Here is a 26,400-nt window from a genome sequence, read left to right as displayed (position 1 = left end):
GGATAAGGTCGCACCCTGTGCGGTCGCCCACGATCGGTTCTCCGGCGCTGTTGAAGGTGGTTGCCGTATTGGCGACCGTGGGGTTCGCTTTCCCCGCGGGCTATCTGGTGTGGCGCAACTTCACCTTCAGCAGCGATCCGCTGGGAGTGCTGTTCTCCCAGCGAACCCAGGGACCGCTGCTGCGCACCCTGCAACTAGCAGTGCTGGTGTCGGCCTCCACCGCGGCGCTGGGCACCGCCCTGGCCTGGTTGACCACCCGATGTGACGTACCCCTGAGGCGGCTATGGCAGGGGCTGTTGCCGCTGCCGCTGGTGTTCCCCACATTCATCGGCGCCGCGGCCCTCATCCGCACCCTCAACCCCGGAGGGTTGCTGGCCGACTGGCTCGACAATGTGGGAGTTACCTGGGACGTGGAGATGCGAGGACTGTTCGGGGCATGGTTGGCGCTCACCCTGTTCACCTATCCCTATGTCTACCTGCCGGTGGCCGCCCGACTGAGGCGGCTGCCCGGCTCGGTGGAGGAGACCGCCCGGCTGCTGGGCGACAGCCCGCTGACGATCATCCGGCGGGTGGTTCTGCCGCAGGTAGCCACCGCCATCAGCGCCGGGACCCTGTTGGTGTTCCTGTACGCCATCAGCGACTTCGGCGCGGTACAGCTCATGCGCTACGACACCCTCAGCCGGGCCATCTACACCACCCGGCTCAACAACCAGCCGGTCTCTTTGGCCCTAAGCGTGATCCTGCTGGTGTTGGCCGCCGCCTTCGTTCTGGCAGAGCGGGCGGCCACCCGGCGCTTCGAGGTGGCCGCACCGGTCCGCTCGCGGCGCCCTGTGCTCTACCGCTTGGGCCGGGCCAAGCCTGCCGCGGTGGCCTTCCTCATCGCGGCGGTGGCGGTGAGCTTGTTGGGCCCTCTGGCCTCGCTGGTCGACTGGGCCGTTGACGGCATCGCACTCGACGCCTCCGGCGGGCGAGACCTGCTGGTGGGCTGGGACGACGTGTGGTCGCCCACCTGGAACACTGCTTTCGGCAGCGTCGTGGCCGCAGTGGTGGCGGTGGCGGCGGTGCTGCCGGCCGCCTATCTGGTGGTGCGCTTCCGATCCCGGATCGGAACGGTGGCCAACGCGGTCATCGTGTCGTCGTTCGCACTGCCCGGGATCCTTATCGGGCTGGCGCTGTTGTTCTGGACGCTCAAGACCGACGTGGGCAGCCACTTGCGCAACACCTTGGTGTTGCTGGTGTTCGCTTACGTGGTGCGCTTCGGCGGCCAGACCATGCGCACTTCCCAGGTGGCAGTGGCCGCGGTGTCGACCCGGCTTACCGACGCGGCCCGCACTTTGGGGGCAAGCTGGGCCCGTCGCTTCCGAACGCTGGAGCTTCCGCTCATGGCGCCGGGGCTGTTGGCCGGCGGCGGGCTTGTGATGCTGTCGGTGATGAAGGAACTGCCCATCACCTTGCTCATCGCCCCGTTCGACTTCCCCACCCTCACCACCAAGGCGTTCAACAGCATCGAAGAGGCATTCGTGGCCGAAGCCGGCGTGTGGTCGGGAGTGCTTGTGGTGCTGTCGGGGGTGCTCACCTGGTTCTTCATCGTCCGCCGGGCGGATCATTTCGACTAGGCCACTTCGACTAGCGGTCCGCCTGCAAGATGGTCGAGGTGGTGTGACACGCTCAGAGCATGAGCATCGAGCCGTTTGAGATCGACATCCCCCAAGCCGACCTAGACGACCTTCACCAGCGCCTGGCTATGACCCGCTGGCCCGACACCGTGCGCCCGGGGTGGGCCGACGGCGCTTCGGTGGCCTACATGCGAGAGCTGTGCGGGTACTGGGCCGACGACTATGACTGGCGGGAACGTGAGGCGTACCTCAACGCCTTTCCCCAGTTCACCGCCGCCGCGGCTGGTGAGCAGGTCCACTTCTACCACGTGCGCTCGCCGGAGCCCGATGCCATACCAATGGTGCTGATCCACGGCTACATGGGCTCGGTGGTGGAGTTCCGGGAGATGATGGGGCCGCTGTCAGATCCGGTGGCCCACGGCGGTGATTCGGCCGACGCCTTCCACGTGGTGGTGCCTTCGCTGCCCGGTTACGGCTTCTCCGGACCCACCGCCAACCCCGGCGTGGACATGCACCGCTGCGCAGATGCCATCGCCGGAGTCATGGAGCAGCTGGGCTACGAACGCTACATAGTGCAGGGGGGCGACTGGGGGGCGCTGGTCACCCGGCGAATGGCCGAGGCCTACGCCGACCGGCTCATCGCCGCCCACTTCAACATGCTCTTCGCCCAGCCCACCGCTGAGGAGTCAGCCGACCCGGCCAAGATGATGGAGGGAGTGACCGAGGCTGAGCAGGCGGCCATAGGCCGCTCGCTGGAGGTGATCGACGGAGGCACTGGGTACATGGCGATGCTGAGCACCAAGCCCCAAACCCTGGCCATGGCCCACAACGACTCCCCCGCTGGGCTGGCCGCGTGGTTCATCGAGAAGTACCAGCACTGGTGCGATCTGGAAGATGGCGACCTGGAGAGCGTGTTCACCAAAGGCCAACTGCTCGACAACGTGATGCTGTATTGGATAACCAGCACCGCAGCGTCATCCGGGCGGCTGTATCTGGAGTCGGCCCGCACCGGCACCTCGGCGCTGGACTCCTGGGCTGGCCGGATAACCGTGCCCACCGGCCACGCGGCCTACCCCCGAGAGCTGCTGCAAACCCCCCGAGCATGGGCCGAGCGCCGCTACAACATCGTCCACTGGTCGGTGCAGCCCAAAGGCGGCCACTTCGCCCCCTTCGAGCAACCCGAGCTGTTCACCGACGACCTGCGGGTGTTTGGCCGCTTGTTCCGCTGAGGCCTACGCGAATCGGGCGGAGCGCATGGCTAGGAGGTCGCCGTTGGCGGCCTCTTGGTTCTCGCGGGCCTCGTCGGGGCCTTTCATCCGCAGCGGGCAGGAGACGACCACGTCCATCACCTGGTTGAGGCGCCCGAAGGCGATCCAGCAGCCGATGGCGAGGGTCATCTCCACCACCAGCTCGTCGCCGAAATGGCCGACCATTCGGTCCATGAATTCCTGGTCGATGGACAAGTGGTCGGTGGCGAATTTCTCCGCGTACTCCAGGGCGTCGCGTTCGGCCTCGGTGAAGCCGTCGTATTCGTCCCGGTTGCCGACGTTGAGGTAGTCGTCCTCGCTCAGTTCATATTGCGTCAACGACGCAATGCGGGTGTCCAGTCAAACCACGCACTGGTTGAGCTGGGCGATCCTCATTCGAAGCAGCTCCCGCAACCGCACAGGAAGCTTGCTCTCGTTGTACACCGCGCCACTGAACGCCGATGCCGGGCCGGACAGCTCCGGGGTCATCATCCACAACCGATGCAGCTCCTCCTCGGGGCCGTCGGGGATCTTGATTCGGGCCATGGGTCCTCCTTGGCTGGGGTACCAACACAGTAATGGCTCGCAGCCGATGAGCACTTACAGTCGGGGTATGGGCAGCAGGTTTGACGCCGCTCGCCGGATGGCCCTCACCGGGTTCGCAGCCGCCTTGATATTGGCTTCCTGCGCGTCGTCGGATGAATCAGAAGAGCTGACCTCGCCCACGTCGGCACCGTCAGGATCTGCTGAGGCGGCGCCCGACGAGAGTGCCCACGAGGCGAGCCCCGAGCCTGGGCCGACTGCCGATGCCCCGCTATTGGGCAGCCCGCCCGAGGTGGTCGCGCACGCCGAGGATTGGCCGCTGCCCAACCGCGACCTTGCCTCCACTCGGGCGGTGTTCAACAGCCCGATCGATTCCACCACCGTCGATGGCCTGGAGGTGGCCTGGACAGCCGATGTACGAGGCGGGAGCACGTGGGGCAATCTGGCCACCTCGCCGTTGATATTGGGCGACCGGGTGTTTGTGGCCGGACTCGACGGTGGAGTCCACGCCTTCGACACCACCACCGGAGAGAACCTTTGGAGGGCGGGAAACCGAGGCGGAATGTACGGCCCGTCGGGTGTGGCGGTGGGCTGGGGCAAGGTTTTCGCCATCAAGATCGGCAATCGATTGCGGGGTCAGCAGATCGCGGCTTACGACGCCGACACCGGTGAGCAGATCTGGGCTACTGAGATCACCGAGGGTGGCAGCGAGCTCAACGTGCAGCCGTTCGTCTACAACGGAATGGTGTTGGCCTCTACCAGCGGCTTCCCCGCCGGGGTGCGGGGCACCATCTATGCCTTGGACCAGGCGACCGGCGACGTTGTATGGACGTTTGCCACGGTGGAAGACGAAGGCCTTTGGGGCAATCCCGACGTCAACAGCGGCGGCGGGGCGTGGTACCCGCCGGCGTTGGACCCCGACACCGGCACCCTGTTCTACGGAGTGGGCAACCCCTACCCGTTCCCCGGCGCTCAGGGCTGGCCCGCAGGGTCGAGCCGTCCCGGCGACAACCGCTGGACCAGCGGCACGGTGGCGCTCGACATCAACACCGGCGAGCTGCGATGGGGGTTCCAAGCCTTCCCCCACGACATCTTCGACCGCGACCATGTGCTAGTGGCGCTGGCCAAAGCTGAAGACCACGGTCTCGAACACGATGTGCTCGTGTCGGCCGGCAAGGGCGGGGTGGCGTTCGGCCATGATCCGGCCACCGGCGAAGTGCTGTGGCGAACCTCGGTGGGATTGCACCGCAACGACAGCCTCGAGAGTTTCAGCGCCCCGGTGGAGGTGCTGCCCGGCGCCCAGGGCGGCATGGTCACACCCGCGGCCTTGGCTGACGGAGTGTTCTACGCCGCCATGGTGAATGCCCCCTCCTACTACGAGTCCGACCAGGTGAGCAGCGGCGGCGAGGGCACGCAGATCTTCACCCGTCCCAGCAACGTGGTGGCCATCGACATCGCCACCGGCGACATCGTCTGGGAGGTCAAGATTGAGACCAAGATCCCCGAGATTCCCGCCGCTGATGTGTTTGGCGGCATGACGGTGGTGAACGACCTGCTGTTCACCTCCACTTTCTTCGGGGAGCTGCTGGCCCTCGACCGGGCCACCGGCGAGATCGTGTGGCACCACCAGGCCCAAGGCGCCACCAACGGCTGGCCCTCGGTGGCCGGGGACATGATCATCTACCCCATCGGCTTGGTCGAAGAACCCCAAGTCCCCCACCTGCTGGCACTTCGCTTGAAGCAATAGCGGCCAATAGCCCACCGACTAGCTGGCCATCACCAGTAGAATGCTAAGTCGCGCCATAAACTGCGACAGTATCGCCGCTGCCAGTGTCCCGCTTCGGGACGGCGCCATCTGCATGTGAGGCTCACAATGGCTCGAAACCCCTACCTTGCGGCGCGCTCCGACCTGCGCAACGTGGCGATCATCGCCCACGTCGACCACGGCAAGACCACTCTCGTCGACGCCATGCTCTGGCAGTCGGGAGCTTTTCGCTCCAACGAGACGGTGGCCGAGCGTGTAATGGACTCGATGGACCTCGAGCGAGAAAAGGGCATCACGATCTTGGCCAAGAACACCGCAGTCCGCTACACCCGCGACAGCGGCGAGGAGATCAAGATCAATATCGTCGACACGCCGGGACACTCCGACTTCGGCGGCGAGGTAGAGCGGGCTCTGACAATGGTCGACGGGGTCCTCCTGTTGGTCGACTCAAGCGAGGGCCCGCTGCCCCAGACGCGGTTTGTCCTGCGCAAGGCACTGGGACTCAAGCTGCCCGTCGTGCTGGTGGTCAACAAGATCGACCGGCCCGATGCCCGCATTTCCGAGGTGGTCGATGAGGTGTACGAGCTGTTCCTAGATCTGGACGCTTCCGAGGATCAGATCGACTTTCCGATTGTGTACTGCAACGCCCGTCGGGGCACCGCCACTCTCGACCCACGTGAACAGGGCACCGATCTGCGCCCCATGTTCGAAACGCTGCTCAACGCTGTCCCCGCACCCCGCCACGATCCCGAGCACCCGCTCCAAGCCTGGGTCACCAACCTCGATGCCAGCCCATATGTGGGGCGCATCGCGCTGTGCCGGGTCATGCACGGAACCATCAAGAGGGGCCAAGAAGTGGCGTGGTGCCGCACCGACGGGACGATCACCACCGCCAAGGTCACCGATCTCTACGTGACTGAGGACCTCAACCGGGTGGACGCCGAGGTGGCCAGCGCCGGGGAGATCATCGCCATCTCGGGCATCCCCGAAATCACCATCGGCGAAACGCTGGCCGATCTCACCAGCCCCGCGCCGCTTCCCGGCATCACGGTGGACGAGCCCAGCCTCTCCATAACGATCGGAACCAACACCTCTCCCATGGCGGGGCTCGACGGCGACAAACTCACTGCTCGCTTGATCAAGAACCGCCTCGACACCGAGCTGATCGGCAACGTGTCGATCCGAGTGTTGGACACCGACCGTCCCGACACCTGGCAGATCCAGGGACGAGGCGAGCTTCAGCTCGCGGTGCTGGTGGAGATCATGCGCCGTGAGGGCTTTGAGATGATCGTCGGAAAACCCGAAGTGGTCACTCGCACCATCGACGGAAAGCTCCATGAGCCCACCGAGCAGGTCACCATCGACATTCCCGAGAGCTTCGTCGGCGCGGTGACGCAGCTTCTGGGAGAGCGCAAGGCCACCATGGTGAACATGTCGAACCACGGCACCGGCTGGGTTCGGCTCGACTACATAGTGCCGGCGCGGGGCCTCATTGGCTTGCGCACCGACTTCCTCACCGAGACCCAAGGCACCGGCCTGACGGCCAACGTGTTCGAGGGCTACACACCCTGGATGGGCGAGCTTCGCACCCGTCGCTCAGGCTCAATCGTCGCCGACCGAAAAGGCCCGGTAACCGGATACGCCGTGGCCGCCATCCAAGAACGGGCTTCGCTTTTCGTCGCTCCCGGCGATGAGGTGTACGAGGGCATGGTGATTGGCGAGAACCCCCGCCCCGAGGACATGGACGTCAACATCTGCCGGGAGAAGAAGCAGACCAACGTTCGGGCCGCCGCTTCCGACGACACCGTCCGTTTGACCCCGCCCCGCATTTTGTCGCTAGAGCAATCCCTAGAGTTCATCGCCGACGACGAGTGCATCGAGGTCACGCCCGGCTCCATCCGCCTCCGAAAGACAGTCCTCGACGCCGGCACCCGCGCCCGAAACAAGAAGCGCCTCCAGCGCTAGCTGATGGGCAGCGCCCCAGCCATTCCGGCTAGCCCGCAGATGCCGAAACCTGAGGCCGGGTTGTGGCGACGGTGCCGTAGAACACGCCGACTAGGACGATGGCTGCGCCAACTGCGGCGACAGGCCGGGGCATCTCATTGAAGAACGCTGCGGCCCATATTGTGCCGGCCACCGTCTCAATGGGCGAGAACAGAGCCACATCGGCCACCGGGGCGAAGCGGGGGGCGTTGGACAGCGCCAATCGGCCGAAGGGGTTGAACACCAGGCCCATGGCGGCGATCGACAGGTAGGCCCGGACATCCAACGAGAGCGGCGTTGCCGAGTACACCAAGGCCCCCACGGTCATCACCCCGCCGATGGACAGCCCCACCAAGCGGCTCATATCGGGATACCGGCGCCACATGGTCAAGCTCACCGCAAAGCCCACAATGGCCAAGATACCCAGCAGGTCGCCGGTGAGGGTGGGCTCGCCCACCGAACTCGACACAATCGCCCCTATTCCCACCATGGTGATGGCGATGGCGATGGCCATCTTCCGGGAGATGCGCTCCCTCAGCCATATCCAGGCGCTCACCGCGGCCAGCAGCGGCACTGCGGCCACGATGGCCACCACATTGGCTATCCGGGTCTGGGTGATGGCGATGACGAAGCAGAGTTGGCTGCCCCCGGTCACAAAACCAATGACTAGTTGCTGCCACGGGTGGCGGCGGAACGCCTCCAGCGGCCAGCAGCCGTCCACACGATGGCTGAGCGCGGTGTAGATGGGCACCGAGCAGCACGCCACCCAGAACGAGACATCAATGGCGTCGGCCTCCGAGAGCCGGATCCACAGCGAGTCAGTGGACACCGCCAGCATGCCCACCCCGGCAAGCAGCCAGCCCAGCCGCCGACGATCACTGGACTGGGCGGGATCCATTCAGTGTGCCGTAAGGGACTCGAACCCCTGACCCCCTGCGCGTCATGCAGATGCTCTAGCCAACTGAGCTAACGACCTTGAATTAGAGAGGCTAGCAGGACAAGCGGTCTATCGTGGCTGGAACCTGGAGGGCTTGCCGAGCCTTTCGGCTAGTCGTTGTCGGTGATGGTGCCGGTGGCGTAGAGGAAGCCGTCGCGGATGACGATTCCGCTGATGGCGTAGACATATATGCGCAGCGTTTCGTCGTTTTCTGGGGTGTCGTCGTCGATGACTGGCACAGTCAGGTCGATGGTCGTGTCGCCGGCATCCAGTGTGAACGCCTTGTATTCGATGGTCCAGTCCTGCCACAGCGTCGCGGTGCGGGCGTATCCGCCGTAGCGGAACGTGATCGGGTCGGGATTGGGTTTCGACAGTGTCACCACGAACACCAGGTTCTGCGCGCCCTCAACGGCGGTGGCGTCGCTGACGGTCACCGTCGGCGGCCCTGATGACGGCAGATCGTTGTCGGACACCGCGACTGTCGCCGCGCCCTGCGCGGACGACACGGTATAGCCCGTGCCGCTGTCGACCGTGACGGTCAGAGAACCGTCGGGCTCGTCGGTGCTGTCGTCTCTGGTGCCGAGCCTCAGGGTGTAGGTGCCCGACGACGCCATCTGGATGGTTGTCGTGCCGGGCAGCAAGTAGTAGTTGCCGCTCTGGGAGACCGTCAGGCTGACCGTCAAGGGCGCCGTCGGTGCGGGACTGGCCGTGATCGTGAAGGTCGCATTGCCACCTTCTGTGACCGCAGTGCCCCCGACGATGCTGATGACCGGCGTGTTCGGCGGCGGCGCCGCGTCGTCGTCATCGGACACCGCGACTGTCGCCGCACCGGCCGACGACGACACCGTGTAGCCGGTGCCGCTGCCCACTGTCGCGGTGACCGACCCGTCCGCCTCGTCAGTTGTGTCGTCGGTGGTGGCGACGGTCAGCGTGTAGCTCCCGCCGGTCGGGATGGTCACTGTGCGCGCCCCGGTGGACACGCCGAAGCTGCCGCTCTGGGCGACGGTGACGCTGACCGACAGGGCTGTCGTCGGCGCAGGGCTGGCGGTAAGCGTGAACGTCGCAGCAGTCCCCTCGGTGACATCGCTGCCCGCAGCGATGCTGATCTCCGGTTCAGCCGGCGGCGGAGGGGGTGGTGCCGGGTCGTCGTCGTCTGAGACCGCGACCGTCGCCGAACCGGCTGACGATGACACCGTGTAGCCGGTCCCGGTGTCGATCGTGACGGTCACCGACCCGTCGGCCTCGTCGGCGCTGTCACCAGTGGTGTCCACCGACAGCGCGAAGGTGCCCGCGGTGGAAATCGTCACGGTCCGAGCTCCGGTCGTCACACCGAAATCGCCTGACTGCGACACCGTCACATCGACCGTCAAAGCAGCCGCCGGCGCCGGAGACGCGGTGAGCGTGAACGACGCCGCCGAGCCCTCGGTCACACCGCTGCCCGCAGCAATGCTGATCTGCGGGCTCGCGGGCTGCTGGGCTGCCTCGATGCACTCCAGCGCCTCGCGGAACGGCCTCCACCCGAACCAGAGCTGCTCGCGCTCGAGCGCCTCAGCCGCAGTGAACGCAGTCACCTGATCATCGACGACGTCGCCGAACGCGACCAGCACCCGAAGCCAGTTACGGCCATACCCCGGAGCGCGATCACGGTTCAGCTCGTAATAGTCCCGCGCCAACCCCAGCGTCTCATCAGAAACACAATCCGCAGGCGGAGGCGGAGGTGGAGGCGGGTCGTCGTCATCAGACACCGCCACCGTGGCGCTGCTGTTGCTCGACGAGACGGTGTAGCCCGTGCCACTGCTCACCGACACTGTTACCGACCCATCAGCCTCGTCGGTGCTGTCACCGGTGGTGGCGACGGTCAGGATGTAGCTGCCACTGGTCGGGATCGTCACGGTCCGCGCCCCTGCCGTCACACCGAAATCGCCTGACTGCGACACCGTCACATCCACCGCCAAAGCAGAAGTCGGCGCCGGAGACGCAGTGAGCGTGAACGACGCAGCGCCGCCCTCGGTGACACCGCTGCCCGCCGCGATGCTGATCTCCGGCAGCACAGCGGGCGGCTGCTGAGCGGTCAAGCCGTCAACGCTCAGCGTGAAAGCGCCCGTAGTCGACCGACTGAACGTCGTCGCCTCAACCGTGTAATCCCCCGCAGCCAACGACTCCGAGATCCGCGAGTTGTAGCCGTCGCCGCCATCATCGTTGCGAGACAGCTCCCCACCGTCGCGGCCAAGCCCGCTGCGCAAGAACAAATACGTATCAACAGACGACTCCAAATCGATCGTCACTGTGGCCCGCTGCGCCAAAGAGAAAGTAAAGAACCGGGCATACCGGCCCTCGCGGCCCTCCGAATCGCACGCGTCCGTCCATTGCCCCGCGACGCTCCCATCACCCTCCAACGCCGACACACACACATCAGCAACCACAAGCGGCACATCATCATCAGACACCGCCACCGACGTCGAACCCGCCGACGACGACACCGTATAGCCCGTCCCGCTGCCCACCGACACCGTCACCGAACCATCCGCCTCGTCATCGCTGTCGCCGCTGGTCGCGACCGTGAACGTCGCGCTGCCCGACGCCGTGACCGCCACCGTCCGCGATCCGGTCGCCACACCGAAATCGCCGCTCTGCGACACAGCGACCGCCACATCCAGACCAACCGCAGGCTTCGGCGACGCAGTCAACGTGAAACTCGCAGCAGACCCCTCAACCACACCGCTGCCAGCCGCAATGCTGATCTCAGGCACATCATCATCAGACACCGCCACAGACGCCGCGCCCTGCGCAGACGACACCGCATAGCCCGTCCCGCTGCCCACCGACACCGTCACCGAACCATCCGCCTCATCAGCCGAATCATCCACCGTCGCCACAGTGAACGCCTTGGAACCAGACGCCGGAATCGTAACCGCCCTCGAACCAGCCGACACACCAAAATCGCCGCTCTGCGCAACAGTCAGATTGACCGTCAGGGGCGCCGCCGGTGCAGGACTGGCCGTGAGCGTGAACGACGCAGCGCCGCCTTCTGTGACACCGCTGCCCGCAGCAATGCTGATCTCCGGAACCGGCGGCGGCGGGTCGTCATCGTCAGACACAGCGACGGTCGCGGAGCCAGACGAAGTTGACACTGTGTAGCCGGTGCCGGTGTCGATCGACACTGTCACCGACCCGTCGGCCTCGTCAGCCGCGTCGTTCGCCGTCGCCACAGTGAACGTCTTGCTGCCCGTGGTCGGGACCGTCACGGCCCGCCCCCCTGCCGTCACACCGAAATCGCCTGACTGCGACACCATCACATCCACCGTCAAAGCAGCAGTCGGCGCCGGAGACGCAGTGACGGTAAACGACGCCGCCGAGCCCTCAGTAACACCGCTGCCCGCCGCAATGCTCACTTCAGGCTCAACATCGCACTGAGCCTGCTCCAAGGCCGCCAGAGTGCGCGAGATGCGATCCCAACGCGTGTTTCCCAGCCAATCGGCCACACCCTGAGCCTGGTCAGCCGTCATCGGCGTATGGCCCGTGTCTGTGCCCAAAGCAGCCAGCACCCGATTGAAACGCTTGACCCCAGCCCAAGCAGCAGCAGACAAGGCATCCCGCCAACCAGTGACCTCCGACACCGTCACCGCATCGTCCGGCAACACCACGCTGCACCCACCATCATCATCTGACACAACGACCGTGGCCGCAGCACTGCCCGACGACACCGTGTAACCCGACCCGGCCTCGACCGTTGCGGTGACCGAACCGTCCGCCTCATCGTCGCTGTCATCGCTGGTAGCCACAGTCAACGCAAAACTGCCCGACGCCGGGATCGTCACCGTGCGCGAACCGGTCGCTACGCCGAAATCGCCGTCCTGGGAGACTGCAACCGTCACATCCAGACCAACCGCAGGCTTGGGCGACGCAGTCAACGTGAAACTCGCCGCCGCCCCCTCGGCGACGCCGCTACCCGCAGTAATGCTGACCTCAGGCGTCGTGGACGGCAGGTCGTCATCGGTGATGGTCGCCGATGCAGAGCCCGGGGTGCCGATGGTGTAAGCGCTGTCGGCGCTAATGCTGACGGTTACGACGCTGTCATCTTCGTCTTCTTGGTCATCGTCAATAGGTACGGCGATGGAGGCGCTTGTCTGGTTGCCTGGAATCGTCACGGAAGCTGGCTTGTTACTCAGCATCGCCTGGGTTTCGCTCCAAGCCAGGTCAACGGTGAGCGGCGTCGACAGGATGCCTCCGCTGCGAGTCGCGGTGAGGTCTAGCGACTCGCCCTCGGCGACCTGAGCCGAACTGAGGGCGATGGACACCTCCGGGTTCGGAAGCACCAGCGGTTCGGGGAAAATCCAAGGCCGCGCCTGCTTGATGGCGATTTTGTTGGCCGCCGTGATCTTGAACTCGATCTCAATGGCGAAATCCTCACCGTCCTGGACCTCATATAGGGTTCTGAAGCGGTTATGGATGGTGTCCAGGTTGCTTCGGAGTTGGCGCATCTGGGCAGCACTCATCAGGAGCTTGTTCGACTTAGCCAGGCTTGAGCGCGACAGCACCGTGGCGCTGCCGGCAGCACTCAGCAGCAGTTGTTCAGGCTGGGAGTTCGCCTCCGGGTTGGTGACCAAATCCTCCCCCACTTGTGAGTTGATGTAATGGGCATTGTCCTGGAAGGTGATCGGGTCGTAGCTGACCGCGACACCGTTGACCAGCTCGTCTGAGTAATTGGGATGGACCAGAACTCCCATGGCCACGGTGGTGTGGTCCACCCGATGGAAATCGCGTTCCAAAAAGGCGCGGTGATTCCAGAGGCTGGCCCAGACGGCCTTGATGGATTTGTCGATGCCGTCTGCGGTGGTCTCGTCGGGGTCCTGCGTCTTGGAGTCATACAGGCCGGCCCCGCTGAACGCGGGCAAGTCCTCATTGTTGGTGCTGGACCGGTACCGCAGGGACTGGCCATCCGGGTAAGCACCGTGCAAATTGTTCAGCGCCGTAATGATCCAGGAGGGGGACGTCGCATTCTTGATGGCCTTGCGCAAGTCGTCCAGCATCTCCTCTTGGATGTCGGAATCGGTCTGGAAGTACGAGTGGGCCAGCATGGCTGACACTGCTTGAGCCAGCGTTGTCTCTGCCGAGAGTGTGATCTTCTCCGCGTCTGGAGCCTTCTTCTTGCCCAATATCGTCTGTTCGCCGAGCGTTGCCTGCTTCATGAATTCGTCGTAGAAGTAGAAGGGGACGGCGTACCCCACCGGGGTTGTGCCGCTGGGCAGCGACAATTTGGTCAACTCGGCCAAGTTGGCTGCCTTGACGCCGAAGGCATCCCAATCCGAAAAACTCACGTTCGCCAGTGAGGTAATGGATGTCTTTGTTAAGTCTCGCTGAAGGGTCTGAGTTTGAGGGGGGCGCAGCTCCTGAAAGTGCTGGTCTACATCCGCTTTGGTCGCGGCGCGAATCGTGTAGCCATCGGCGCCGACGGCGTAATAGACATAGCTGTCGACCAGAGACTTGATGGTGTCATCCTTCAGAGCATCGCGAATGTATGCATTGGGCAGGCCGTTTTGGATGGCACGCAAGTTGACGTGAGATAGCGGCGTTTGAGGCACAGTGGTGATAGTTCCGGCAACACGCGGAAGGTCATTGGGCAGCGTGGTATAGATAGCCACGTCGAACGGGCTGGGCCGGTCACCTTCCGCCATCAGTCGCAGGCGTCCGTAACCCTCCGCCTGGTTAAACGGGATGTAGTCCACATCGGGGTTTATGTCCTCATCCAGCAGTACGTTGACCCGAGAGCTGTCGTACCGGCTCTTATCATTCTTGTACACATTGACCTGTGATTCCGTAACGGGGTGGTAGTACAGGTTGTTTTTCAGAAAGGGCATACCCGCGGCTAGGGTCTCGTAGTATCCCTCGACGGTGCTGAGGCCTGCGATACCCCAAAGGGAAAAGCGAAACGCATACACACCTAGCGACCCGTCCGGCGCGGCGACGTGTGGGTAATAGACGATAGTGCCATTGCCGGTTTCTGTGGGCGTACTGATCGAGACACCGATGGCCCTATCGAAGTTGGCGTGGATCTTATGAGTATTCGAGTTTATGAAGTATGCCGCCGGGGTCTCACCCGAAAGACTTCGAATAGAGAATTTGACGAACTCCAATCCGTTGAGGTGCTCCAATCCCCTCACGCCCGTGTCGCCGTTAAAGGACAACGTCTGGAACATTTCCCGAGAGGATATGGCTACTGCACCATTGGTGATATCTAATTTCTTTCCGCTGTTGATGGGGTTGTAGGTACCCAACTCCTTCAGCTCTGTGACGTCGTCAACACAGTCACCGTCGAGGTCGCCGGGCTGCGCAACCGAGAATTTGTCCAGGCGATACCGGCTGGCGCTCAGGGGTGCGAGGTTCTCAGAAAGGGTGGTCGTACCATCCTCCCCCAACTTGACCAGAATCGGTCGATCTTTGGTCGAAGTGTGCGGGTTGCTAGCCCGAACGTAGAGCACGAAATAATCAGCAGTGGTCGAGTTCACCGTGATGGGGACACTGGTAACCGGGATATTGGTCGGAGTGGGCGCGACATAGCCGTCTTCACAGGGACCGGGTGCAGTCGAAGTGTCGGCTGAAGCCAGTGACCCAATCGGAGCAATGGCTGCCAGCAGGCTCAGCGCGACAACAAGGATCCCAAAGAACCGGAGAAAATCGGACTTCTGCTTGAACGCGTGCGAGCACGAAACCGCCATGGCACAACCTCTTGTTGGGCAAATGATCCCGGACTAACCCGGACCAAACCGACACCAACCCATACCGCGAACCAAATCACAGCAAAAGATGCGACAATCGCCGCTCCCATGTGTGACCCGTACGCAGTCCGCCACTTGGCTATGCTTGCGCCCAGTCTACCCGTGGGGTCTGGGATTCACAAAACGGCGTGCCCCTGGGTCAAGGCGATCCAGGTAATGGTGGGCCGTAAGGGACTCGAACCCCTGACCCCCTGCGCGTCATGCAGGTGCTCTAGCCAACTGAGCTAACGGCCCTGAACAAATCAGGGTAGCAGGGTCGCCGCTGAGTACGCCGATGCATATATGGTAGAACCCAGTACTACACCAGCAGTCGAATCACCCTAGGGGGCGCAGATGTCTGGAGATGTCACGACGGAGAAGTGCACGGTTGGCTTTGTCGCTCTAAATCGCTTCAATGCAATCGGGCTTGCCGCCATCGCCGGTATCAACGCCCTTGGCATCGCGGCACTGGGCTTGTTGAACGCGATGGGCCTGGTGACGTTTGGCGCGGTCAACTCGATGGGCATCGTGACGGTGGGCGGCGTAAACGCAATCGGCCTGGTCACGCTGGGCGGGGTCAACTCAATCGGCATCGTGGCCATTGGCGGACTGAATGCCACCGGCGTTGTCGCCATCGGCGGAGGCAACGTAACCAGCATGGTGTAGTCACTTTCCTGCGCGGCGAGATTTGCGCTGCCACTTAGCCCGGTAGGACTCGCTCGGTGCGCGGAGGGTTATCGAGTCGGAGTACTGGTAGAGCACCGCGCCGACCAGTGTGAGGATGATGACGTAGGCGGCGGCGAGTGCTCCGAGGTCGCTCTCGCGGGCGATGCCGAGTTCGGCGATGACGATCGAGAACTCCCCGTGGGCGATGAGGGCAGCCCCCGCACGGGCCCGCCCGGGCTTGCCGATGGCGGCTCGTCCAGCGCCGATCCAGCCGGTGGCGAACTTGGTGGCGATGGTGATGACGGCGATGACCACGGCGGCGACGGCGACATCGGAGAGGAGGCGAATGTCTACCTGGAGGCCGAAGAACACGAAGAAGACCGCGGCGAACAGGTTGCGCAGCGGCAACAGCAGGCCGCGGGCATGCGAGACGATATCTCCCGATAGCGCGACGCCCACGACGAAGGCGCCCACCGCCGTTGACAGGTTGAGGCGTCCGGCAATACCGGCGAAGAGGAGCGTGCCGCCGAGCAGGGTCAACAACAGCGCTTCGCTGGACTGGCTCAAGGCGATGGCGCTCAGCCGGTCTCCGAAGAAATAGGCGGCACCGAGCACGCCAACCACCACCAGCAACGCCACGGTGACGGTGACGGTGGTGCTCAACACCGACCCGCCGAAGAGCACCCCAGAGACGATGGGCAGATAGAGCACCATGGCCAGGTCTTCGATCACCAGCACGCTGAGGATCACCGATGTCTCATGGTTGCCGATGCGGTCGAGATCGGCGACCAGCTTGGCCACGATGCCCGACGACGATATGTAGGTCACGCCGCCGAGCAACACGGCGACGATCGGGTCGAACCCCATTAACAGGCCGGCGACGAAACCGGGAGGGAAGTTGAGAAACAGGTCGACTATCCCGGCCAGGGTGGACCGTCGCACATTGTCGATCAGCTCGTGAGCCGAGAACTCGAGTCCCAGCATCAACAGCATCAAGATGACGCCGATCTCGGCGCCCACCTCGATGAACTCCGTTGACGCCGGCAACTCGACGAGGCCGCCATCGCCAAGCGCCAGTCCCACCAGAAGGTACAGCGGAAGCGCAGGCAGGCCGATCCTCCGGGCCAGGCGGGCGACGATGGCCAAGACCAGAACCACCGCTCCCAGTTCGATCACAAACAGATCGCTGGCCGTGTGCATGGGCTAGTCCGATTGGATAAGCAGCTTGGTGGCCGCCTTCACCGCGGCAGGGACCCCGACAACCACAGCCGTGGCACCAGCTTCAAGGCGGTCGGCCCCGCCAGGGATTGGAATTGAGCCCGCGTCGGTGACGAGCGCGACGACACCCGCACCGGTTTGTGCCCTAAGCCCGGCTTCGGCGAGGGTGAGCCCGGCGAGAGACGACTTCGAGTCGATCTTCACCCAAGAGATCACGAGGTCCTCAAGCCGATGTACGGCGTCATCGAGATGCTCCAAGACCGGGTTGCCGCCCAAAAGCTCACCGAGGGTGTGCCCCTCCTCCTCGGTCAACTCCACGCTCTCGCAGGCGCGATCAACGTCCCGCTCGTCATAGACCACCAGATCGCGCCTGCCAGTCTGATGAACGACCACACCGACAGAGCGACCAGCGTTCGTTTCCAGGTCGAATCGAACCCCCACACCGGGCAAATCTGTCTCGGTGGCCTTTCCCACTGGTCTCTCCTCCCGATCGTGGTCGAGGGCCAACTCTAACCTTGGGAGATTCGGTCAGTCGTCGTCGGTGATGGTGCCGGTGGCGTAGAGGAAGCCGTCGCGGATGACGATTCCGCTGATGGCGTAGACATATATGCGCAGCGTTTCGTCGTTTTCTGGGGTGTCGTCGTCGATGACTGGCACAGTCAGGTCGATGGTCGTGTCGCCGGCATCCAGTGTGAACGCCTTGTATTCGATGGTCCAGTCCTGCCACAGCGTCGCGGTGCGGGCGTATCCGCCGTAGCGGAACGTGATCGGGTCGGGATTGGGTTTCGACAGTGTCACCACGAACACCAGGCTCTGCGCGCCCTCAACGGCGGTGGCGTCGCTGACGATCACCGTCGGCGGCCCTGATGACGGCAGATCGTTGTCGGACACCGCGACTGTCGCCGCGCCCTGCGCGGACGACACGGTATAGCCCGTGCCGCTGTCGACCGTGACGGTCAGAGAACCGTCGGGCTCGTCGGTGCTGTCGTCTCTGGTGCCGAGCCTCAGGGTGTAGGTGCCCGACGACGCCATCTGGATGGTTGTCGTGCCGGGCAGCAAGTAGTAGTTGCCGCTCTGGGAGACCGTCAGGCTGACCGTCAAGGGCGCCGTCGGTGCGGGACTGGCCGTGATCGTGAAGGTCGCATCGCCGCCCTCCGTGACCGCAGTGCCCCCGACGATGCTGATGACCGGCGTGTTCGGCGGCGGCGCCGCGTCGTCGTCATCGGACACCGCTACCGTCGCCGCGCTCTGTGTCGACGACACTGTGTAGCCGGTGCCGCTGCCCACTGTCGCGGTGACCGACCCGTCGGCCTCGTCGGTTGTGTCGTCGGTGGTGGCGACGGTGAACGTGGCGCTGCCCGTCGTCGGAATCGTGACCGTCTGCTCGCCGATGCTGGCGAAGTCGCCGCTCTGGGACACGGTCACGCTGACATCGAGACTCGCCGCGGGCACAGGGCTGGCCGTGACGGTGAACGTCGCAGCCGAACCCTCAGTGACGCCGCTGCCCGCGGCGATGCTGATCTCGGGCACGTCATCGTCGGCCACAGCGACCGTGGCGCTGCTGTCGCTCGACGAGACTGTGTAGCCCGTGCCGCTGCCCACTGTCGCGGTGACCGACCCGTCCGCCTCGTCAGTTGTGTCGTCGGTGGTGGCGACGGTCAGCGTGTAGCTCCCGCCGGTCGGGATGGTCACTGTGCGCGCCCCGGTGGACACGCCGAAGCTGCCGCTCTGGGCGACGGTGACGCTGACCGACAGAGCCGACGCCGGCTGGGAGCTGGCGGTGAGCGTGAAGGTCGCAGCAGTCCCCTCGGTGACATCGCTGCCCGCAGCGATGCTGATCTCCGGTTCAGCCGGCGGCGGAGGGGGTGGTGCCGGGTCGTCGTCGTCTGAGACCGCGACCGTCGCCGAGCCCGCTGACGATGACACCGTGTAGCCGGTCCCGGTGTCGATCGTGACGGTCACCGACCCGTCGGCCTCGTCGGCGCTGTCACCGGTGGTGTCCACCGACAGCGCGAAGATGCCCGCGGTGGAAATCGTCACGGTCCGCGACCCGGTCGCCACACCGAAATCGCCTGACTGCGACACCGTCACGTCGACCGTCAAAGCAGCCGCCGGCGCCGGAGACGCGGTGAGCGTGAACGACGCCGCCGAGCCCTCGGTCACACCGCTGCCCGCAGCAATGCTGATCTGCGGGCTCGCGGGCTGCTGGGCTGCTTCGATGCACTCCAGCGCCTCGCGGAACGGCCTCCACCCGAACCAGAGCTGCTCGCGCTCGAGCGCCTCAGCCGCAGTGAACGCAGTCACCTGATCGTCGACGACGTCGCCGAACGCGACCAGCACCCGAAGCCAGTTGCGGCCATAACCAGGCGCGCGATCACGGTTCAGCTCGTAATAGTCCCGCGCCAACCCCAGCGTCTCATCAGAAACACAATCCGCAGGCGGAGGCGGCGGTGGAGGCGGGTCGTCGTCAGACACCGCGACCGTGGCGCTGCTGTTGCCAGACGAGACGGTGTAGCCCGTGCCACTGCTCACCGACACCGTCACCGACCCATCAGCCTCGTCGACGCTGTCACCAGTAGTGGCGACAATCAGCGCGTAGCTGCCACTGGTGGAAATCGTCACGGTCCGCGCCCCGGTCGCCACACCGAAATCGCCTGACTGGGCGACGGAGACGCCGACTGTCAGCGCTGACTGCGGCACAGGGCTGGCCGTGAGCGTGAACGACGCAGCACCGCCCTCTGTGACACCGCTGCCCGCAGCGATGCTGATCTGCGGATCCGGCGGCGGCGGAGGCGGGTCGTCATCGTCAAACACAGCCACGGTCGCGGAGCCCGACGAAGTCGACACTGTGTAGCCGGTACCGGCGTCGATCGACACTATTACCGACCCGTCAGCCTCGTCGGCGCTGTCACCGGCGGTGGCGACAGTCAGCGTGTAGCTGCCGCTGGTGGGGACCGTCACGGTCCGCGCCCCGGTCGTCACACCGAAATCGCCTGACTGCGACACCGTCACACCGACCGTCAAAGCAGCAGTCGGCGCCGGAGACGCAGTGAGCGTGAACGACGCAGCGCCGCCCTCGGTGACACCGCTGCCCGCCGCGATGCTGATCTCCGGCAGCACAGCGGGCGGCGGCTGAGCGGTCAAGCCGTCAACGCTCAGCGTGAAAGCGCCCGTAGTCGACCGACTGAACGTCGTCGCCTCAACCGTGTAATCCCCCGCAGCCAACGACTCCGAGATCCGCGAGTTGTAGCCGTCGCCGCCATCATCGTTGCGAGACAGCTCCCCACCGTCGCGGCCAAGCCCGCTGCGCAAGAACAAATACGTATCAACAGACGACTCCAAATCGATCGTCACTGTGGCCCGCTGCGCCAAAGAGAAAGTAAAGAACCGGGCATACCGGCCCTCGCGGCCCTCCGAATCGCACGCATCCGTCCATTGCCCCGCGACGCTCCCATCACCCTCCAACGCCGACACACACACATCAGCAACCACAAGCGGCACATCATCATCAGACACCGCCACCGACGTCGAACCCGCCGACGACGACACCGTATAGCCCGTCCCGCTGCCCACCGACACCGTCACCGAACCATCCGCCTCGTCATCGCTGTCGCCGCTGGTCGCGACCGTGAACGTCGCGCTGCCCGACGCCGGGACCGCCACCGTCCGCGAACCGGTCACCACACCAAAATCCCCGCTCTGCGACACAGCAACCGCCACATCCAGACCAACCGCAGGCTTCGGCGACGCAGTCAACGTGAAACTCGCAGCAGACCCCTCAACCACACCGCTGCCAGCCGCAATGCTGACCTCAGGCACATCATCATCAGACACAGCCACAGACGCCGAACCCGCCGACGACGACACCGCATAGCCCGTCCCGCTGCCCACCGACACCGTCACCGAACCATCCGCCTCATCAACCGAATCATCCACCGTCGCCACAGTGAACGCCTTGGAACCAGACGCCGGAATCGTAACCGCCCTCGAACCAGCCGACACACCAAAATCGCCGCTCTGCGCAACAATCACCGTCACATCCAGATCAACCGCAGGCTTCGGCGACGCAGTCACCGTGAAGCTCGCAGCGACCCCCTCAACCACACCAGCACCCCCAGCAATGCTGATCTCCGGATCATCCTGCTCGGCATCGTCGCCGCACTGAACCTGCTCCACCGCCGCCAAAGTGCGCGAAATGCGATCCCAACGCGAGTTCCCCAGCCAATCAGCCACACCCTGAGCCTGCTCAGCCGTCATCGGCGTATCACCAGTATCAACACCAAGCGCAGCAAGCACACGATTGAACCGCTTAACCCCCGCAGCCGCAGCAGCAGACAACCCATCCCGCCAACCAGTCACCTCATCAACTGTGACCGCGTCGTCAGGCAACTGCGGCGCGCACTCGGCCGGATCATCATCAGACACAGCCACCGACGCCGAACCCAAAGACGACGACACCGTGTAACCCGTGCCCGTGCTCACCGTCGCAGTGACCGACCCGTCCGCCTCGTCGGTTGTGTCGTTGGCGGTGGCGACGGACAGAGTGAAACTGCCCGACGCCGGGACCGTCACCGTCCGCGACCCCGTCGCCGCACCGAAATCACCGCTCTGCGACACAGCGACCGTCACATCCAGACCAGCCGCCGGCTTCGGCGACGCAGTCAACGTGAAACTCGCAGCCGTCCCCTCGGAGACGCCGCTACCCGCAGCGATGCTGACCTCGGGAACATCATCATCAGACACAGCCACAGACGCCGCACCCTGAGTGGACGACACCGTGTAGCCCGTCCCAGCGGACAGCGACACCGTCACCGAACCGTCAGCCTCGTCGATACTGTCGTCACTCGTGCCCAGCCTCAGGATATGGGTGCCCGACGTCGCGATCTGAACAATCGCCGGACCGGTCCCAACATAGAAATCGCCGCTCTGGGAGACCGTCACGTTGACCGTCAGCGGCGCAGCCGGCGCAGGACTGGCCGTGAGCGTGTACGTCGCATTCCCACCCTCGGTCACCGCCGAACCACCGACAATGCTGACGACCGGCAACGGATCATCATCATCAGACACAGCCACCGTCGCCGCGCCCTGCGTGGACGAAACCGTGTAACCCGATCCGCTGCCCACCGTCGCGGTCACCGAACCGTCCGCCTCATCAGCCGAATCGTCCGCCGTCGCGACAGTAAACGTCTCCGAACCAGACGCCGGAATCGTCACTGTCCTCGAACCCGTCGTCGCGCCGTAGTCACCGCTCTGCGACACACTGACCGTCACATCCAGACCAGCCGCAGGCGACGGCGCCGCGGTCACCGTGAAACTCGCAGCAACACCCTCAGTCACACCGCCCCCACCAGCAATGCTGATCTCCGGGACATCATTGTCGGCCACAGCCACCGTGGCGCTCCCGCTGCCCGACGAGACCGTGTAGCCCGTCCCGCTGCCCACCGTCGCAGTCACCGAACCGTCCGCCTCGTCAGCCGAATCGTCCGCCGTAGCGACAGCAAACGTCTCCGAACCAGACGCCGGAATCGTGACTGTCCTCGAACCCGTCGTCGCACCGTAGTCACCGCTCTGCGACACACTGACCGTCACGTCCAGATCAGCCCCAGGCGCCGGCGCCGCGGTCACCGTGAAACTCGCAGCAGCACCCTCAGTCACACCGCCACCACCAGCAATGCTGATCTCGGGTTCAGTTGGCTGTGACGCCAAGCCGGTGATGGTCAGCGAAAAGTCGCGAGTGATGCCACTCGCGTAGGTGGTCGCCTCGATGGTGTACCAGCCTGCCGCAAGCGTTTCGCTGATGCGGGAGTTCAGGTTTCCTCCGCCGACGTCGTCGTTCTTATACAGCGGCTGGCCGCTCTGGGTGTTCTCTCCTGAGAGCAGGAACATGTAGGTGTCGGCCGATGACGTGAGTTCGATGGTGACGTTGCTCGATTGCTCCAGCTCGAAGATGTAGTACCGAGCGTTTCTGCCTGGACGCTGTTGGGAATTGCAGTCATCGGCCCATGTCCCCGAGACCTCGCCGTCGGTCGTTAACGTTGTTGTGCAGGCGAGCCCCCCGTCATCATCGGCGACGTTGACCGTCGCGATGCCGGCACCGGTGCGCTCGGATACTGAGATTGTCGAGGACACGGCATAACCGTTGCCATCCCTGATCGCCGCGGTGATGGAACCATCGGACTCCGCGACGCTGTCGTTGTCTGTGTAAACCGTCAAGGTGGCGCTGCCCGTGGCGGGAATCGTCACCGTCTGCGAGCCGGTCGTGGCGAAATCCCCGTCTTGCGTGACCGCAACAGTGACATCGAGGTCGGCCGCAGGCGCGGGGGAGGCAGTGAGAGTGAAGCTGGCGTCTTCACCCTCGGTGATGTCGCCGCCGTCGGCGATGCTGATCACCGGAACCGATGTCTGCGGGCTCAAGCCCCGGATCTGCATCTTGAATGAGCCGGTTTCCTCGTGATCGAGGGATGTTGCCTCGATCGTGTACCACCCGGCGCTGAGAGCCTCGCTGATGCGGGCGTTCAAGTAGAGGGCCGTGCCGGGCGGGTTCTGTGATTCTCCCGCGTTGTCATTGAAATGCAAGGGCGTGCCCGTCCGCGCATCCTTGCCGTGACGCAGCATGAGGTACGGGTTCAGCTCCGTCGACTCCATCTCGATGACGACGCCGCTGCGTTGGGCAATCTCGAACGAGTAGAAACGGGCGTACCGCTTGCTGTCTTCTGAGTAGAAGCTCTGCTTGCAGTTCGTGACCAAGATGCCGTCGACGGAGCCGTCGGCGGTCACGAGGTCATGGCAGCTGAAGTTGTCGTTGTCGTTCACGCCGACAGTGGCTGCCGACGCGCTGGACGACACGTCGTAGCTAGCGCCTTTGACGAGCATTGCGGTGATGCCGCCGTTCGCCTCGGGGACATTGTCGTTCGCGGTGGAGAGAACGAGTTGGGTGCTGCCGGTGCTGGTGGGGATGTTGATCGTACGCGTGCTGGGTGTCACCCCGTAGTCGCCCGTCACCGAGACCTGCACCTTGACGGGCATCGGCGAGCTCGGTATCGGGCTGGCGGTCAGGGTGAAGCGGACGTTGGAGCCCTCGGTGACATCCGCGCCGCCGCTGAGACTCACTACAGGCACTGCCGCTAGACCGTTGATATCGAGCGAGAACGCACCGGTCTGCGAGTTGGCGGCCGTGGTCGCTTCGATCGTGTAGCTGCCCGCTGCAAGCGTGGCGCTGATCCGGGCGTTGTTGCCAGTGCCGCCGTTGTCGTCGCTGTGCAGCGCAGTGCCCTGCTGGGCGTTGTAGCCATTGCGCAGGCGGAGATAGGAATCGACGCTCGACGACAGGTCGATCGCCACCGTCGATTCCTGCAAAACCCTGATGTTGTAGTAGCGGCCGCTCTTGGCGGAGTCGGCGGCCGAGACGCAGCCATTCGTCCAACTGCCCGACGTGGTGCCCGAACCGTTGAGATCCTCAGCGCAGCTGGGCGAGGGCAGTTGCGCGAAGCCGTGCCCCCAGGTGCTGTTCGGCACGATAGGGCCGTTCGCAATCGCGTGCGCCTTGAGGTAACCGGTGACCTCAGTCGGAGCGAAGCTGGGATTCTGCTGGACAACGAGCGCTGCCAAGCCGCCGACATGGGGGGTAGCCGCGCTGGTGCCCCAGAATGTGCCGTCCGCAGCGGTCTGCATGCCGGCTGCGCCGACGATGTCGGGCTTGACGCGGCCGTCGGGAGTGGGCCCGCGGCTGCTGTAGTTGTGAATGGCTATCGGGCTGCCGGCCCCGACTGCCAGCATGCCAGGGTGCGGGCTGTCCGCAGGCGACATAACGCTGTAACCGTCTGATTGGGTTCCGAGGACGCCGCCCCAAGCGACCAACTGAATCCAGCTGGGCTTGGACCCGTCCATGGACTTGACCCTCAAAGCGACAGTGGCAGACTGCGATCCTGTGTTTTCGATGGTGACGTTCTCGAAGGGCTCGTGATGGGAGTCTCCCGTCTGCGAGTCGTTCGCCGTGGCAAGGACAGCCTCATCGGGAGAGCCGGGCTTGGTCACGACCATCAGGGCAAGGTCATCGTCGGCGCCCTCCCACGTGTCGTCCCAGCGCATGAACACACGCACGCTCTTGCCCGGCCCCAAAGTGAGGTACTGATTTTCGGTGCCGGCCCTCCACTCGTGAATGTTGTCGGTGTCAGCATCTGCAAAGGGGCCGTACCAAGTGTCTCGATGTCGGTTACCGGCTGCGTTGACCCAGACGATGCCGTTGTCGGCCGCCCACTTCACCGTGTTCAGCGGGCCATAGGGGTAGGGGCTGGTGCCATCGGGCGGACCGTGGAACTGCCAAGTAATGGAGTAGACGATGACCTGGACACCCTCGCCGTGCATCCACTGGGCCGTGCGGCGGAGATCGGCCGACGAGACCGGGTTGGCGATGTACAGGCTGGCCTCGGGGGCCACGTCCATCACCGTCTCGGCCACGATGGTGCCATGATTGTTTCCGCCTGCGGCAGAGCAATCAGCAATGTTGCTCGTGTGTTTGCCCAAATCGGTGTAACACCGAGCGGTGACGGCACTCGGCAGATCGGTACCCAACAGTGCGGGCGTTCCGGTGAAACCATCCCTAGTCGTGGACCCTCTTGGCACGTCGATCACGCCGATCTTGACGCCTTGGCCCTTGATCCCGGCGTCGTGCCAGGCGCTGGCGAGGTGCTGCGCGACACCACCGCTGGTGACCGTACCCCTGGCCTGCAACGGCCGCGCCAGCTCTCGTGCCCAGCTCACTCCGGGCGTCTGCGCCAACCGGGCGAGCACGGTCGGCGGCACATAGGCCTCGATGTAGCTGCCAAGCACGTTGCGGACATCGCCGCCGTTGGCATTGATCACGTCGACGACGCGCCCGACGTCGCCGTCGACGATGATCGAGAGCGCCAGCATCGAGGCGGTATGGTTCCCGGTGTCGCCGGGTTGGAAGGGCGATGCGGCAACACCGTTGCCTGAGCCGCCATCGCCTGAGCCGCCGCCCCAGAGGAAGTCGGCACCGTATTGCGAGCCATCGGCGAGGTCGCTGAGGCCCCAGCCGAGATTGGGATAGGTGAGGCCGTCTTGTCCGGGCAGCTCGGGCGAAGCAAGGCCCGCAGTGAGGTCGAAGCCATCGCCATCGTCGGCGTGTACGCCGGTCGTGAGCGTGGCCAACAAGGCGAAGCAGATCAGCAGTACGACAAACAGAGGCAGAAACAACGGCCTTCTGCGCAGCGACCCATACATCGAGCTTGCCCCCCTAACCCCATCTCCTCGTGGTTCGGACAGAACTCCTTCTATTTTAGCCTGTCTCCTCAAAATGATGGGAATTTCACCAGATCCACGGATCATCCTGGCTCGAAGGCAACAACCAGCAATGACAACTCTCACAAAGCGGCGTCGAGCTTCACCGGTTGTCGCGCAGGCGACCTGAAACCCGGGGAGGTTCAGGCGAGTTCTCAGTGGTGTTCGTATTGGTCAGGTGTCAAGCAGCCACTAGAGCGCCGGACGGGATTTGAACCCGTGAATCATGGCTTTGCAGGCCACTCCCTTAGTCCACTCGGGCACCGACGCGTGCCAGGCTGCCGGAGCAGCCAGAGCAAGACCGCAGCTGCTCAAGTTGTCATCTCCCCGCCGTACAATCGGAGAGGTTTGTCCAGCATGTTGCTTGCAC

12 protein-coding genes and 2 tRNA genes are annotated in these 26,400 nt (G+C 64.3%); 5 read left to right on the top strand and 9 right to left on the bottom strand.

The window, feature by feature from the left end; genetic code table 11:
- Positions 1-17: 17 nt before the first annotated feature.
- Positions 18-1,616: an ABC transporter permease gene (locus ACOOGG_RS14920; protein WP_420436420.1), complete on the top strand. Its 1,599-nt coding sequence runs from the start codon at positions 18-20 to the stop codon at positions 1,614-1,616.
- 59 nt (positions 1,617-1,675) lie between these two features.
- Positions 1,676-2,845 carry an epoxide hydrolase family protein gene (locus ACOOGG_RS14915; protein WP_420436418.1) on the top strand — a complete coding sequence of 390 codons (1,170 nt, stop codon included), beginning with the start codon at positions 1,676-1,678 and terminating at the stop codon, positions 2,843-2,845.
- A gap of 3 nt (positions 2,846-2,848) precedes the next feature.
- Here the strand turns inward: ACOOGG_RS14915 and ACOOGG_RS14910 are convergent, their stop codons facing one another.
- Entirely contained in the window at positions 2,849-3,202 is a 354-nt protein-coding gene (locus ACOOGG_RS14910) for a carboxymuconolactone decarboxylase family protein (protein ID WP_420436416.1), read from the bottom strand.
- Positions 3,203-3,223: 21 nt separating this feature from the next.
- Positions 3,224-3,409, bottom strand: coding sequence for a hypothetical protein (locus tag ACOOGG_RS14905; protein WP_420436414.1), 186 nt, complete (start codon positions 3,407-3,409; stop codon positions 3,224-3,226).
- 67 nt (positions 3,410-3,476) lie between these two features.
- Here ACOOGG_RS14905 and ACOOGG_RS14900 point away from each other — a divergent pair, with 67 nt between their 5' ends.
- Together ACOOGG_RS14900 and typA are read left to right on the top strand one after the other, a co-directional pair.
- The gene (locus tag ACOOGG_RS14900; RefSeq protein ID WP_420436412.1) at positions 3,477-5,153 is read left to right on the top strand and encodes a PQQ-binding-like beta-propeller repeat protein; all 1,677 of its coding nucleotides are present in this window, start codon (positions 3,477-3,479) and stop codon (positions 5,151-5,153) included.
- A 126-nt stretch (positions 5,154-5,279) separates the two neighbouring features.
- The gene (gene typA / locus ACOOGG_RS14895) at positions 5,280-7,136 is read left to right on the top strand and encodes a translational GTPase TypA (RefSeq protein WP_420436410.1); all 1,857 of its coding nucleotides are present in this window, start codon (positions 5,280-5,282) and stop codon (positions 7,134-7,136) included.
- Between the two features lie 28 nt (positions 7,137-7,164).
- Here the strand turns inward: typA and ACOOGG_RS14890 are convergent, their stop codons facing one another.
- From ACOOGG_RS14890 to ACOOGG_RS14880, 3 genes are all read right to left on the bottom strand, one after another.
- On the bottom strand, positions 7,165-8,052 hold the full coding sequence (locus tag ACOOGG_RS14890) for a DMT family transporter (protein WP_420436408.1): 888 nt from the start codon (positions 8,050-8,052) through the stop codon (positions 7,165-7,167).
- A 149-nt stretch (positions 8,053-8,201) separates the two neighbouring features.
- Positions 8,202-14,807, bottom strand: coding sequence for a PEP/pyruvate-binding domain-containing protein (locus ACOOGG_RS14885; protein ID WP_420436406.1), 6,606 nt, complete (start codon positions 14,805-14,807; stop codon positions 8,202-8,204).
- A gap of 217 nt (positions 14,808-15,024) precedes the next feature.
- Positions 15,025-15,101 (bottom strand) — tRNA-Val (locus ACOOGG_RS14880).
- Positions 15,102-15,200: 99 nt separating this feature from the next.
- Here ACOOGG_RS14880 and ACOOGG_RS14875 point away from each other — a divergent pair.
- Positions 15,201-15,512, top strand: coding sequence for a hypothetical protein (locus ACOOGG_RS14875; RefSeq protein WP_420436404.1), 312 nt, complete (start codon positions 15,201-15,203; stop codon positions 15,510-15,512).
- Here the strand turns inward: ACOOGG_RS14875 and ACOOGG_RS14870 are convergent, their stop codons facing one another.
- The 4 genes from ACOOGG_RS14870 to ACOOGG_RS14855 all read right to left on the bottom strand — a co-directional run bounded on the left by ACOOGG_RS14870 (position 15,513) and on the right by ACOOGG_RS14855 (position 26,300).
- Positions 15,513-16,712 carry a cation:proton antiporter gene (locus tag ACOOGG_RS14870; protein ID WP_420436402.1) on the bottom strand — a complete coding sequence of 400 codons (1,200 nt, stop codon included), beginning with the start codon at positions 16,710-16,712 and terminating at the stop codon, positions 15,513-15,515.
- 3 nt (positions 16,713-16,715) lie between these two features.
- Positions 16,716-17,204 (bottom strand): cation:proton antiporter regulatory subunit, encoded by a 489-nt coding sequence (locus tag ACOOGG_RS14865; RefSeq protein ID WP_420436400.1) that lies wholly within the window; start codon positions 17,202-17,204, stop codon positions 16,716-16,718.
- A 54-nt stretch (positions 17,205-17,258) separates the two neighbouring features.
- Positions 17,259-25,946, bottom strand: a complete 8,688-nt coding sequence (locus ACOOGG_RS14860) for a hypothetical protein (RefSeq protein ID WP_420436398.1) — start codon at positions 25,944-25,946, stop codon at positions 17,259-17,261.
- A gap of 280 nt (positions 25,947-26,226) precedes the next feature.
- A tRNA-Cys gene (locus ACOOGG_RS14855) sits at positions 26,227-26,300 on the bottom strand.
- Between the last annotated feature and the right edge of the window lie 100 nt (positions 26,301-26,400).

The organism is Candidatus Poriferisocius sp. (assembly GCF_965214065.1).
In the GTDB taxonomy this organism is placed as follows: domain Bacteria; phylum Actinomycetota; class Acidimicrobiia; order Acidimicrobiales; family Bin134; genus Poriferisocius.
The sequence above is the reverse complement of the archived record's forward strand: the minus strand, read 5'-3'. Positions and strand labels throughout refer to the sequence as shown.

Excerpts from the sequence above, each read along its gene's own strand:
- typA (WP_420436410.1), top strand. The coding sequence starts at position 5,280 with ATGGCTCGAAACCCCTACCTTGCGGCGCGCTCCGACCTGCGCAACGTG.
- ACOOGG_RS14875 (WP_420436404.1), top strand. The coding sequence starts at position 15,201 with ATGTCTGGAGATGTCACGACGGAGAAGTGCACGGTTGGCTTTGTCGCT.
- ACOOGG_RS14890 (WP_420436408.1), bottom strand. The coding sequence starts at position 8,052 with ATGGATCCCGCCCAGTCCAGTGATCGTCGGCGGCTGGGCTGGCTGCTT.
- ACOOGG_RS14870 (WP_420436402.1), bottom strand. The coding sequence starts at position 16,712 with ATGCACACGGCCAGCGATCTGTTTGTGATCGAACTGGGAGCGGTGGTT.
- ACOOGG_RS14915 (WP_420436418.1), top strand. The coding sequence starts at position 1,676 with ATGAGCATCGAGCCGTTTGAGATCGACATCCCCCAAGCCGACCTAGAC.
- ACOOGG_RS14885 (WP_420436406.1), bottom strand. The coding sequence starts at position 14,807 with ATGGCGGTTTCGTGCTCGCACGCGTTCAAGCAGAAGTCCGATTTTCTC.
- ACOOGG_RS14900 (WP_420436412.1), top strand. The coding sequence starts at position 3,477 with ATGGGCAGCAGGTTTGACGCCGCTCGCCGGATGGCCCTCACCGGGTTC.
- ACOOGG_RS14905 (WP_420436414.1), bottom strand. The coding sequence starts at position 3,409 with ATGGCCCGAATCAAGATCCCCGACGGCCCCGAGGAGGAGCTGCATCGG.